At 51.4% G+C, this 11,684-nt stretch carries 13 protein-coding genes; 8 read left to right on the top strand and 5 right to left on the bottom strand.

Annotated elements, in window-relative coordinates:
* Nucleotides 1–5 precede the first annotated feature (5 nt).
* From nuoF to DW819_RS12410, 4 genes are read right to left on the bottom strand one after another with little or no spacing between them, the layout of a single operon-like run.
* Complete coding sequence (gene nuoF / locus DW819_RS12395; protein ID WP_118733559.1) at nucleotides 6–1,793, bottom strand: NADH-quinone oxidoreductase subunit NuoF; 1,788 nt, start codon at nucleotides 1,791–1,793, stop codon at nucleotides 6–8.
* A 12-nt stretch (nucleotides 1,794–1,805) separates the two neighbouring features.
* Complete coding sequence (locus DW819_RS12400; RefSeq protein ID WP_118733560.1) at nucleotides 1,806–2,183, bottom strand: (2Fe-2S) ferredoxin domain-containing protein; 378 nt, start codon at nucleotides 2,181–2,183, stop codon at nucleotides 1,806–1,808.
* Nucleotides 2,184–2,199: 16 nt separating this feature from the next.
* Nucleotides 2,200–2,757 (bottom strand): sensor histidine kinase, encoded by a 558-nt coding sequence (locus tag DW819_RS12405; protein WP_118733561.1) that lies wholly within the window; start codon nucleotides 2,755–2,757, stop codon nucleotides 2,200–2,202.
* Nucleotides 2,758–2,760: 3 nt separating this feature from the next.
* Nucleotides 2,761–3,255, bottom strand: a complete 495-nt coding sequence (locus DW819_RS12410; RefSeq protein ID WP_118733562.1) for an NAD(P)H-dependent oxidoreductase subunit E — start codon at nucleotides 3,253–3,255, stop codon at nucleotides 2,761–2,763.
* Between the two features lie 395 nt (nucleotides 3,256–3,650).
* Here DW819_RS12410 and DW819_RS12415 point away from each other — a divergent pair, with 395 nt between their 5' ends.
* The 7 genes from DW819_RS12415 to DW819_RS12445 all read left to right on the top strand — a co-directional run bounded on the left by DW819_RS12415 (nucleotide 3,651) and on the right by DW819_RS12445 (nucleotide 9,146).
* Entirely contained in the window at nucleotides 3,651–3,998 is a 348-nt protein-coding gene (locus tag DW819_RS12415; protein ID WP_118733563.1) for a DRTGG domain-containing protein, read from the top strand.
* The gene (locus DW819_RS12420) at nucleotides 3,998–4,423 is read left to right on the top strand and encodes an ATP-binding protein (protein WP_118733564.1); all 426 of its coding nucleotides are present in this window, start codon (nucleotides 3,998–4,000) and stop codon (nucleotides 4,421–4,423) included. The genes DW819_RS12415 and DW819_RS12420 overlap by 1 nt, the downstream gene beginning before the upstream one ends.
* Before the next feature lie 78 nt (nucleotides 4,424–4,501).
* A complete protein-coding gene (locus DW819_RS12425) occupies nucleotides 4,502–5,791 on the top strand; it encodes a [Fe-Fe] hydrogenase large subunit C-terminal domain-containing protein (RefSeq protein WP_118733571.1) in 1,290 nt (429 codons plus the stop codon).
* Nucleotides 5,788–6,138: a hypothetical protein gene (locus tag DW819_RS12430; RefSeq protein ID WP_118733565.1), complete on the top strand. Its 351-nt coding sequence runs from the start codon at nucleotides 5,788–5,790 to the stop codon at nucleotides 6,136–6,138. The genes DW819_RS12425 and DW819_RS12430 overlap by 4 nt, the downstream gene beginning before the upstream one ends.
* On the top strand, nucleotides 6,128–6,850 hold the full coding sequence (locus DW819_RS12435; RefSeq protein WP_118733566.1) for a PHP domain-containing protein: 723 nt from the start codon (nucleotides 6,128–6,130) through the stop codon (nucleotides 6,848–6,850). Before DW819_RS12430 ends, DW819_RS12435 begins: the two co-directional genes overlap by 11 nt.
* A 179-nt stretch (nucleotides 6,851–7,029) precedes the next feature.
* Nucleotides 7,030–8,070: a polysaccharide deacetylase family protein gene (locus DW819_RS12440; protein WP_243025845.1), complete on the top strand. Its 1,041-nt coding sequence runs from the start codon at nucleotides 7,030–7,032 to the stop codon at nucleotides 8,068–8,070.
* A 68-nt stretch (nucleotides 8,071–8,138) separates the two neighbouring features.
* A complete protein-coding gene (locus DW819_RS12445; protein WP_182432649.1) occupies nucleotides 8,139–9,146 on the top strand; it encodes an NAD(P)-dependent oxidoreductase in 1,008 nt (335 codons plus the stop codon).
* Between the two features lie 103 nt (nucleotides 9,147–9,249).
* Here the strand turns inward: DW819_RS12445 and DW819_RS12450 are convergent, their stop codons facing one another.
* Nucleotides 9,250–10,311 carry a 3-deoxy-7-phosphoheptulonate synthase gene (locus DW819_RS12450; protein ID WP_279220959.1) on the bottom strand — a complete coding sequence of 354 codons (1,062 nt, stop codon included), beginning with the start codon at nucleotides 10,309–10,311 and terminating at the stop codon, nucleotides 9,250–9,252.
* Nucleotides 10,312–10,618: 307 nt separating this feature from the next.
* On the opposite strand from DW819_RS12450, the gene DW819_RS12455 reads away from it, so the two are divergent.
* Entirely contained in the window at nucleotides 10,619–11,233 is a 615-nt protein-coding gene (locus tag DW819_RS12455; protein WP_118733569.1) for an MBL fold metallo-hydrolase, read from the top strand.
* Nucleotides 11,234–11,684: the final 451 nt, after the last annotated feature.

The raw sequence follows: 11,684 nt of genomic DNA on the forward strand, positions 1-11,684 counted from the left end.
CTCCATTACTGTTTGTAGATTGCGCCGAATTTACATTTCTCCATGCAGGCGCCGCATTTCACACACTTATCGGTGTCGATGATATGCGGATTCTTGACGGAGCCGATGATGGCGCCAACCGGGCAGTTTCTTGCACACAGGGTACAGCCCTTACATTTGTCTGCGTCGATATGGTAGGAAAGGAGCGCTTTGCAGACGCCTGCCGGGCAGCGTTTCTCTTTGATGTGTGCTTCGTACTCGTCACGGAAGTAACGCAGGGTGGACAGAACCGGGTTAGGAGCTGTCTGGCCGAGACCGCAGGCAGAATTCTCTTTCACGTAGTAGCAGAGCTCTTCCAGCTTATCCAGATCTTCCATGGTAGCGGTGCCCTTGGTGATCTTGGTGAGGATCTCCAGCATACGTTTGGTGCCGATGCGGCATGGAGTACATTTACCGCAGGATTCTTCTACAGTGAATTCCAGGAAGAATTTTGCGATATCTACCATACAGTCGGTTTCATCCATAACGATCAGACCGCCGGAACCCATCATGGAGCCGATGGAGATGAGGTTGTCGTAATCGATCGGGATATCAAAGTGCTCTGCCGGGATACATCCGCCGGACGGACCACCGGTCTGTGCTGCTTTGAATTTCTTGCCATTCGGGATGCCGCCGCCGATCTCTTCGATGACCTCGCGCAGGGTAGTACCCATCGGGATCTCTACGAGGCCGGTGTTGTGGATCTTACCGCCCAGTGCAAATACCTTGGTTCCTTTGGACTTCTCGGTACCCATGGAAGAAAACCATTCCGGACCGTTTAAGATGATCTGCGGGATGTTGGCATAGGTCTCTACGTTATTTAAGATGGTCGGCTTGCCAAATAAGCCCTTCTGTGCCGGGAACGGAGGACGCGGACGCGGTTCGCCGCGGTTTCCTTCAATGGAGGTCATGAGTGCGGTTTCCTCGCCGCAGACGAAAGCTCCGGCACCGAGTCTTAAGTCGATATCAAAATCGAAGCCGCTTCCGAAAATATCTTTTCCTAACAGTTCCATCTCGCGTGCCTGGCTGATAGCGATTTTCAGACGTTCTACTGCGATCGGATACTCTGCGCGCACATAGATGTAGCCCTGGTTTGCACCAATGGCGTAACCGGCAATGGCCATAGCCTCCAGTACCGCGTGCGGGTCACCCTCTAAGACGGAGCGATCCATGAATGCGCCCGGGTCACCCTCATCTGCGTTACAGCAGACGTATTTCTGGTCAGCTTCATTCTGCTTGGCCAGTTTCCATTTGAGACCGGTTGGGAATCCGCCGCCGCCGCGTCCGCGCAGGCCGGAGTCGATCAGGCACTGGATGACATCGTCCGGAGTCATCTCGGTAAGGACCTTGCCCAGGGCCTGATAGCCGCCGGTTCCGATGTACTCTTCAATGACTTCCGGGTTGATGATGCCGCAGTTGCGCAGGGCAATACGGTGCTGCTTCTTGTAGAAATCTGTGTCGATCAGGGCCTTGACACCGGCTGGGGTAACTGTCTCCTGGTAGAGGAGACGGGTAACGACACGTCCCTTTAATAAGTGCTCCTGAACGATCTCAGGAATATCTTCTACCTTTACCATGGAGTAGAAGCTGGCGTCCGGGTAGACGATCATGATCGGGCCCAGGGCGCAGAGACCGTGACATCCGGTCTGGACTACGGAGACTTCCTTTTCCAGCCCGGCCTTTTTGATCTCTTCTTTTAATGTTTCCATAATCTGCTGGCTTCCGGAGGAGGTACAGCCTGTTCCACCGCAAACCAATACATGTGAACGATACATCTGTTGTCCTCCTTATTTCAGATCTGCAGAATTTAAGGTATATTCTTCGACAATGTGTCCGCCGATCAGATGGCGCTCTACCACCTCGGCAGCCTTGTCCACATTCATTTTGATATAAGTAACCTTCGGCTTGCCCGGCTCCATGACTTCTACGATAGGCTCATACTGGCAAAGACCGATACAGCCGGTCTGGGTAACGGAAATTTTATCGGTCAGGCCCTTTTCCTGAACCAGAGTGGAAAGGGCATTTAAGACAGGTCTGGCACCGCTGGCGATGCCGCAGGTAGCCATGCCGACCACAACGCGAGTGTGGGTGTGGTCTTCCGCACGCATGCTGACCTGACTCTGCATTCTCTCGCGGATTGCTCTTAATTCTTCAAGGCTTTTCATGTTAGGTTGGTCCTCCTTAATAAACCGATCCTCCGTCGGTTTCAAGTTTGTTTTCAGTCAGATAGTCTTTGAGGTAGCTGGAAATTTCAGGTGCGGTAAGGGGAACGTCTCCAAGGATGGCACGCATCTCGCGGGTATCCAGGGAAAATTCTTTGTTGCCGCAGCGGTAAACATAGAGAAAATCGGTTGCCGGGTGGCCCTGGATCAGAGTGTGGATGGTGGCAGTCATGTCACCGAGAGGCATCCGGTCAATGTGATTTAAGGTGAAGACCGCAGTGACCATGGTTCCTTTTCCGGGCTCTGATTCGATGGAGAAACTCCCGCCTGTACTTTCGGCGGCAAATTTGAAAAAAGGAACGCCCAGGCCTACCTTTCTGGTGGTACGGCTGGTGTAGAACGGATCGGTAACCTGTCTGATCTGCTCTGGTGTCATGCCGCAGCCATCATCCGTGATGATGACAGTGAGTTTGTCCGCTTCCGGCTGTACATCTACGGTAATCTGTACCAGGGATGCGCCGGCACGGGTGGAATTTTCTGCTACGTCAAGGATGTTTAAGGAAATTTCCGGCATCATAGGCTATTGATATTTGGCAAGGATGCCGGGAATGTCGTCCGGGGTGAGCCGTCCGTAAACTTCGTCGTTGATCATCATGACGGGAGCCAGTCCGCAGGCGCCGACACAGCGGCACGAATCCAGCGAAAAACGCCCGTCCGGAGTGCACTCTCCGTTGGTGATGCCAAGAAGCTCTTCCAGTTTTGAAAAAATGGCGCCGGAGCCTTTTACGTAGCAGGCAGTGCCAAGGCATACGGAAATCTGATATTTGCCCTTTGGCTGCAGTGCGAACTGGGAATAGAATGTGGAAACGCCGTAGATCTTTTCTAACGGGATTCCGGTTTCATCGGAAATCATAGTCTGGACTTCGATCGGCAGGTAGCCGTAAATATCCTGAGCCTGCTGCATAATCGGCATGAGTGCGCCCTGGGTGTCCTTAAGTTCAGCGATCACCTTTTTTAAAGCAGCCTCCTGCTCCGGTGTTCCGCTGAACGGAACCGTCTCTTTTTTACAAGCCATGTAAACCCTCCTCCTAAATGTGTTTGTAAAATGTATATAATATATTAACATGAAGATGAAAAAAAATCCACAAAAATCAAGCATTGGTTTAAAATTAAAAATATATTTTTGTTGATTATTTACATAATAAATGATATTCTTACACTATAAAATTGTCTGGACTGACAAAAATATGACAAGATGAGCTGCAATGAAATGGATCAACCAATATGCAGCCATGCTTCATTTATTCGTAACTGTTCAGTATCTTCACAGTCACGAGCAAAAATCCATGAAAATTGCCTGCGGCAATGGGATTTTTGCCTGCCATCCTATGTTTTCTTACGGTCAGCGCAGTAAATGCGCAGACCTACTGAATAGTTACATTTATTCTTTATGACAGGGGGAATCTGCTTATGACAGCAAGAGATGTTCAGAAAATCCTCGGCGCGCGGGTGCTGGTAGGAGAAGAATTTCTGGACCGCGAGATCACCAGTGCCTGCGCATCGGACATGATGAGCGATGTGCTGGCGTTTTCAAAAGATCATTCGGTCCTGATCACAGGACTTTGCAATCCGCAGGTCATCCGGACAGCAGAGATGCTGGATATTGTTTGTCTCATCTTTGTCCGGAGAAAGCATCCGGATGAAACGATCCTTGCCATGGCAAAGGAACGTGACCTGATCGTCATGGAAACGGGACACCGTATGTTTTCTACCTGCGGCATGCTCTACAGAGCAGGACTTGGCGGAGGTGCAATCTGATGGAAAATGCGATCGTATTGCAATACCATGTTTCAGCAGATGATTTTACCCGGGCGGGAGAAGCCAGCAGTGATGTAAAGGGAAAGCTAAAGCAGCTTGGCATCAGTCCGGAGGCCGTGCGTAAGGTGGCCATTGCCATGTACGAGGGCGAGATCAATATGGTGATCCACGCAAACGGCGGTGAAATTACGGTGGAGATCACGCCGGAAAAGGTACGGATGGTATTGGATGATGTGGGCCCGGGTATTCCGGATATTGAGCTTGCCATGCAGGCGGGTTATTCCACTGCGCCGGACGAGGTGAGAAACCTCGGATTCGGGGCCGGAATGGGCCTGCCAAATATGAAGAAATATACCGATGACATGGAGATAGTAACAAAATTAGGTGTAGGCACAAAGATCACGATGGAAGTGAATCTGACGTGAGTATGTGCCGGAATGTGCTGGCAAAAGCCAGAAGTTTCCGAAAACACCGGAAATTGACATTTGGAGGTGAAAAGCGGCATGGATAAGTTTTACCATTCCGTACGACTGGATGAGGAATTGTGCAAGGGCTGTATCAACTGTATCAAGCGCTGCCCCACCCAGGCAATCCGCGTGCAGGATGGCAAAGCCCGGATCAACAAAAAATTCTGTATTGACTGTGGCGAATGCATCCGGGTCTGTCCCCATCACGCAAAACACGCAGTCTATGATCAACTGCAGGAGATGGAACGCTTCCGTTACAAGGTAGCGCTTCCGGCTCCTTCTTTATATAGTCAGTTTAACAATCTGGATGACATCAACATTGTGCTGCATGCGCTTTTGCTTATGGGTTTTGATGATGTGTTCGAGGTGAGTGCGGCTGCAGAACTTGTGAGTGAGGCAACCCGTTCCTATCTGACGGAGCATGAGGATCAGCTGCCGCTGATCAGCACGGCGTGCCCCAGCGTGGTACGGCTGATCCGGGTGCGGTTCCCGAATCTGATCCCGCATCTGCTGCCCTTAAATCCACCGGTGGAGGTGGCTGCCGGGCTGGCTGTGAAGCGGGCTATGGAAAGGACGGGACTTGCACGAGAAGACATCGGCATCTGCTTTATCTCTCCGTGTCCGTCAAAGGTAACGTACGCAAAATCACCGATCGGGACAGAAAAGAGTGAAATTGACTGCGTGCTTGCCATCAAGGATGTGTACCCACAGCTTTTAAAATATATGAAGCAGGTAGATGAAGACCCGGAGAACATCAGCATTTCTGGCAAGATCGGCATCAGCTGGGGACACAATGGAGGGGAAGCAGGAGGCCTGTTTACGGAAAGCTACCTTGCAGCAGACGGAATTGAGAATGTGATCCGGGTGCTGGAGGATATGGAAGACCAGAAGTTTACCAATTTAAAATTTGTGGAACTGGATGCCTGCAGCGGCGGCTGCGTGGGAGGCGTGCTGACGGTGGAAAATCCGTATGTGGCAGAAGTGAAGCTGAAACATCTGCGTAAGTATATGCCGGTGGCAAGAAGCCACATGGATGCAGAGACGGAAGAAAAGGCAGAAGAGCTGATGTCATGGACGCAGAGCGTGGAGTATGAGCCGGTCTATAATCTGGGCGAGACCATGATGGAAAGCTTCGCCCGGTTAAGCCGGATCGAGGCATTGTGTAAACAGCTTCCAGGCCTGGACTGCGGTGCCTGCGGCGCGCCATCGTGCAAAGCATTGGCGGAGGATATTTCCAAAGGTGAGGCGAAGGAAGAGGACTGCGTCTATATTATGAAGGAGCAGCTCAGGAAGCTCATGGAGCAGGAAAAAGGAGGAGAAAGGTGAAGGTAAAAGATCTTCTGGACAGTGGAAAATTTCAGGTGATCCATGTGGGAGATGACCCGGAACGGGAAATCACGACCCCGTTTTGCTGTGATCTCTTAAGCGTGGCTATGGGAAAAGCTCCGGCGGGCTGCGCCTGGGTTACGGTCATGGGAAATATGAATACGCTGGCGGTAGCCACCCTGGCCGATGCCGCCTGTATCATTCTGGCGGAAGGTGCTGCGCTGGATGAGACAGCCAGGAAAAAGGCAGAGCAGCAGGATATCATGGTGCTGGCCACGGAGAAGCCGGTGTTTGAGGCGGCACTGTGGGTATGGCAGCAGATGCAGAGAGAAGCGCATGGAGCGTGAATTAAGCTACGACCTGCATATTCACTCCTGCCTTTCCCCCTGTGGGGATGACGACATGACTCCGGGCAATATTGTGGGCATGGCGGCCATCAAGGGTCTGGATGTGATCGCGGTGACGGACCATAACTCCTGCCGCAACTGTCCGGCGGTTCTGAAGCTGGCGGAGCAGTACGGTGTGCTTGCCATACCAGGCATGGAGCTGACTACCGCGGAAGAAGTACACGCAGTCTGCCTGTTTTCCGAGCTTTCCGCGGCAATGGAATTTGACCGGTTTGTCTACGAAAAACTGATGAAATTTCCAAACCGGGAAGAAATTTTCGGAAAGCAGCAGATCATGAACGAGGAAGATATCTGCATCGGCACCGAGTCCAATTTGCTCATCAACAGCACGGAACTTTCCTTCGATGAATTATGGGACATTGTAACCGGGCAGTACGGCGGTGTCATGATCCCGGCCCATATCGATAAAAATGCCAACAGTCTCATCTCAAACCTGGGTTTTGTGCCGCCGGAAAGCCAGTTCCGGACAGCGGAGCTGCACGATATGGCAGCGCTTGAGAAATTAAAAAAGAGCAATCCCTATCTGGAGCAGTGCCGCATCATCTGCGATTCCGACGCACATTACCTCGAACACATCCATGAGCCGGAGTGGAAGATGAAGGTGCGGGAGAAAAGCGCGGCGGCGGTGATCGCGTATCTGAGAGGAGAATAAAAAATTGCATGGGCATTCCGCAGATTTGCGGAGTGCCTCTTTTAAGTGCTTGCGGAATGCCCTCATTTCGATTAAGATAGAGTTTAGAAATCATGGGCAGGCATTTTCTGAACCGAAAATGCCGTATGACGCAGTTGTGGCAGCAGATTTTGCCGATTTCAGGAAAGGGAGAGGATATTATGAAGTACAGAAAATGGATGACAGTAGGTGCCGCACTGGCATTTTTATTTACAGCGCAGCCGGCTTATGCGGCTCCGGTGATCGTGGCAGGCTCCGGAAGCTTGGCAGTGGAGAGCACGCAGACGGTGGGGGAGCAGCAGGCATCGGAAGCTGTGACTCAGGCTCCGGGAGCAGGTCAGACCGAAACTACAGCTGCGGTATCGCAGTCTCCGACTATTGTTTCCGGTCAGGGACAGAGCGCACCGGGCAGCACCGGCAGTGAGAACAGTGCACCGGTATCTGCCGGCGAGGTGACCGGAATTCCGGAAGGACCGGGAGGCATTAAGAGTGAGCCGGTGACTCCGGTTACGCCGGAGGAACTTGCTGCACAGGAGGCAGCGCAGGCTGCTGCACAGCAGAGTACAGGGCAGAGTCAGACCACAGACGGCATTGACCCGTCAAAGCCTATGGTAGCCCTGACCTTCGATGATGGCCCGCAGCCCTCGGTCGGCAACCGGATCATGGACTGTCTGGCGCAGTATGGCGGCAAGGCAACGTTCTTTATGGTGGGTGAGCGTGTCGGCTCTTATAAAACAGAAGTGCAGCGCATGGTGGCAGAAGGTCATGAGGTGGCTAACCATACCATGAACCACAAATATCTGCAAAAGCTGGGGGCAGCTCAGATCCAGGCACAGGTAAATAACGGAAATGACGCAATCCAGGCAGCCTGCGGCGTGCGTCCGACTCTGCTTCGCCTTCCGGGTGGAAACCATAACGCTACGGTTCTTGCAAATGCCGGTATGCCGATGATCCAGTGGAATGTTGATACGCTGGACTGGAAGACCAGAAATGCGGACAAGACGGTGGCAGCAGTGTTAAACCATGTGAAGGACGGCGATATCATCCTGATGCACGAGCTTTACGGGGCAACCGGAGACGCGGTTGCACGCATTGTACCGGAGCTGCATAAGCGCGGCTTCCAGATGGTAACGGTAAGCCAGATGGCAGCTGCCAAGGGCAGAAGCCTGGAGGCAGGAAAGCTGTATTCCAGTTTTCATTAAAATCGTGGCTGTGTTGGAAACAGTTGGAAAAGCAGACAGCGCAAGCAGGCTGAGAAATGGAGATACCTATGAAGATACTGCATATCGGAAATGAAAAGAACGTAGAACATTATACGGCAAAGACACCATTCACGGAAAGCGCGGAGGTAGTGAATCTCCCGATCGGACTGACGGATGCTGCATATGCGCAGCTGGCGCCGGACACAGAGGTGATCATTGTGGATGCGGTCACAGAAATTTCCAAAGAGCTGATAAAGAGGCTGCCGTCTTTGAGAATGATCCATTCCGAGGGCGTTGCGTTCAATCAGATCGATCTGGAAGCGGCCGGAGCGCGGGGAATTTATGTCTGCAACTGTGCGGGCATGAACGCAAAAGCAGTGGCCGAGCAGACGATTCTTCTGATGCTTGGCGTGATCAAAAATGTGGTTTCCGGTGATCAGGCTGTACGGGATGGCCGCCAGATGGCCGTCAAGATGGGCTACATGGGAGGCGGAAGCCTGAAAGAGCTGTCTGACTGTACAGTTGGCCTGATCGGCTTCGGAGCTATCGCAAGAGCGGTGGCTGACATGCTGCAAGGCTTTGGCGTGACCGTGTATTACACAAAGCGCCACCGCCTGAGTCCGGAGGAGGAAGCACGGTATCAGGTACAGTATCTTTCGATGGATGAACTTCTTAAAACCTGTGATATGTTAAGCCTTCATGTTCCGGTCACCGGAGAAACTGCCGGAATGTGCAGCCGGGAGTTCTTCGCAAAGTGCCGGAAGGGAAGTTATTTCATTAATACGTCCAGGGGAGAGCTGGTGGATGATGAAGCGCTGCGGGAAGCCCTGGAGAATGGAACCATTGCCATGGCCGGCCTGGATACGCTGGATCATGAGCCGGTGCAGAAGGATCATCCGATGCTTTTCTGGCCGGAGGAGACACTGGCAAAGCTTCTGTTCAGCCCACATATCGGCGGTATCACTGGCAGCAGCTTCCACCGCGGTTATGCGATGATCTGGGAAGATATCGAGAAGCTTTCCAGAGGGGAAAAGCCGGGACATATCGTGAATCAGAGGGAACTGGATCAGAGATAGACAGACAGAAGAACCGACAGAAGAATAAAACCGGATTATAAAAAGATTCGGAGGATGCTATGAAAACACAGCTTCTTCCGAATCTTTTTACGTTTGCGGATGCTTAAACCTGCTCTGCGATCTCGTACAGCAGGCGCTCAGAATCTTCCCAGCCAAGGCATGGATCGGTAATGGACTTGCCGTAGCAGTGCTCACCAATCTTCTGGTTGCCCGGCTCGATGTAGCTCTCGATCATAACGCCCTTGACCAGCCTGCTTAAGTCTGCGGAATGCTTGCGGCTGTGCAGGATCTCCTTGACGATGCGGATCTGCTCCATATACTGCTTGTTTGAGTTGGAGTGGTTTGCATCCACGATGCAGGCCGGATTGACCAGATCGCGTTTTGCATATAACTCATGGAGCAGCATCAGATCCTCGTAGTGATAATTTGGCAGGCACTGGCCATGCTTGCTGACTGCGCCGCGCAGGATGGTGTGGGTATATGGGTTTCCGTCGGTTTTTACCTCCCAGTCACGCATGATGAATTCGTGACAGTGCTGGCCGGCCTGAACAGAGTTCATCATAACAGACAGGTCACCGCTGGTCGGATTCTTCATACCGACCGGAACGTGGCAGCCGCTGGATACCAGACGATGCTGCTGGTTTTCTACGGAGCGGGCACCGACTGCGATGTAGGACATGATATCATCCAGGTAGCTGACATTGTCCGGGTAAAGCATCTCATCTGCGGTGGAGAAGCCGGTTTCTTTCAAGACACGCATATGCATATGGCGGATGGCGTGCAGGCCCTCTGCCATACTTGGCCGCTTCTCCGGGTCCGGCTGATGGAGCATGCCCTTGTAGCCGTCACCGGTGGTACGCGGCTTGTTGGTGTAGATACGCGGTACGATAACAAGACGGTCTTTGGTCTTTTCCTGGACATCGATCAGGCGGCTGGTGTAGTCCAGGACCGCATCCTCGTTATCGGCGGAACACGGTCCGATGATGACCAGAAATTTGTCGCTTTCTCCGCTGATAACCTTCTTTACTTCCTCATCACGTTTTGCTTTGAGTGCTACGAATTCCGTCGGGAGCGGGAACTGTTCTTTGATCTCTGCCGGAGTCGGCAGCTTGTTTATGAATTCGAATGCCATAGTTTTTCTCCTCGTTTTGTAAGTAGTGTGCAGCAGTCTGCTTGTTCGTTGTGATAATACCAATAAATTCGCACGTTGACGCGTTAAAGCGTATTATAGTATGTCTGAGATAAAAATGCAAGCACGAAATCAGCTTTTGATTTCGGAAATAGTAAAAACAAGAAAATCATAACACTTTTGTGGAAAAAACACAATCTGTAAAAGAAAGCAAAACAGTCTGTTACCTGGGCGGTGGAATTTACTTTTGAAATTTTCGGATGTCAAACCGGAGCAGCAGCTGTATTGCGTAAACCGGGTTCATCGATTACAATGAAAGAAAAAATATCATGAGGTGATTACGATGAAACTTACATGGCTTGGACATTCGTGCTTTAAGATGGAATCAAACGGATATACGATCATTCTGGATCCATATGAGGATGGCTATGTGCCTGGACTTGCGCCGGTGCGGGAGACGGCAGATGCGGTATTCTGCAGCCATGAGCACAGTGATCATAACGGGAGAGAAACCGTGACCCTGAAACAGGATGGCGTTTTGTCTCCGTTTACCATCACCGAGATCCACACCTGGCATGATGACGCCCGGGGCACAAAGCGTGGCAGTAACTGCATCCGTATTTTTGATGACGGAACCTACCGTGCGGCACATCTGGGAGATCTTGGCTGTGAATTGGAGCCGGAACAGATCGAAGCATTAAAGGGACTGGATGCGGTCATGATCCCGGTGGGCGGCTTCTATACCATTGACGCAAAGCAGGCCAAAGCCCTTATCGACCAGATTGAACCGCGGGTTACCCTCCCGATGCACTATCGCGGGGAAGCTTTCGGCTATGATGTCATCGGAACCCTGGATGAGTTTACGGATCTTTGCGACTGCGTCGTGGAGTATGCGGGAAACTCCATCGAACTGAATGGAGAGATGCTGCAGCAGGTGGCAGTTTTAAAACTCAAATAACATATTGAGACGTAATCATATAAGGTTCGGAAGTGAAAGAGACCGCTTTCCTCTATTTTCACATATCGTTGTTTGCTTGCTCTCGCTAACACGCGTTCGCCTGTGTCGGATTAACATCCGCCACATTCGGACGTGTGTGCTCAAGATGCAAACACCTGATATGCTAAAAATCCCGGAAAGCGGTCTCATTCACCTCCTGCTGTATCGGCTCCGCTACAAAAATAAGAATGGTTGCGTTATTTATTATCTCAGAACAGCCAGTAAAACAGAAGTTGGTAAAACAGTTCCGGAAAATACTTGCAGCGCCCCTACAAACATGATATGTTATAGACAAAGCAGAAATATTCTTTTAAACCGCATTGGTCATGGTGCATTTGATTACAGCCTGCGGTTCTCTCATTTCTATGGCGATGCCATTCTGAATTATCTACTGGAATTTTTCTTTGCTTGA

The organism is Clostridium sp. AM33-3, from assembly GCF_003480315.1.
Lineage (GTDB): Bacteria > Bacillota > Clostridia > Lachnospirales > Lachnospiraceae > Brotaphodocola.

Coding starts and splice junctions, on each gene's coding strand:
- nuoF (WP_118733559.1), bottom strand. CDS start 1,793: ATGTATCGTTCACATGTATTGGTTTGCGGTGGAACAGGCTGTACCTCC.
- DW819_RS12400 (WP_118733560.1), bottom strand. CDS start 2,183: ATGAAAAGCCTTGAAGAATTAAGAGCAATCCGCGAGAGAATGCAGAGT.
- DW819_RS12405 (WP_118733561.1), bottom strand. CDS start 2,757: ATGATGCCGGAAATTTCCTTAAACATCCTTGACGTAGCAGAAAATTCC.
- DW819_RS12410 (WP_118733562.1), bottom strand. CDS start 3,255: ATGGCTTGTAAAAAAGAGACGGTTCCGTTCAGCGGAACACCGGAGCAG.
- DW819_RS12415 (WP_118733563.1), top strand. CDS start 3,651: ATGACAGCAAGAGATGTTCAGAAAATCCTCGGCGCGCGGGTGCTGGTA.
- DW819_RS12420 (WP_118733564.1), top strand. CDS start 3,998: ATGGAAAATGCGATCGTATTGCAATACCATGTTTCAGCAGATGATTTT.
- DW819_RS12425 (WP_118733571.1), top strand. CDS start 4,502: ATGGATAAGTTTTACCATTCCGTACGACTGGATGAGGAATTGTGCAAG.
- DW819_RS12435 (WP_118733566.1), top strand. CDS start 6,128: ATGGAGCGTGAATTAAGCTACGACCTGCATATTCACTCCTGCCTTTCC.
- DW819_RS12440 (WP_243025845.1), top strand. CDS start 7,030: ATGAAGTACAGAAAATGGATGACAGTAGGTGCCGCACTGGCATTTTTA.
- DW819_RS12445 (WP_182432649.1), top strand. CDS start 8,139: ATGAAGATACTGCATATCGGAAATGAAAAGAACGTAGAACATTATACG.
- DW819_RS12455 (WP_118733569.1), top strand. CDS start 10,619: ATGAAACTTACATGGCTTGGACATTCGTGCTTTAAGATGGAATCAAAC.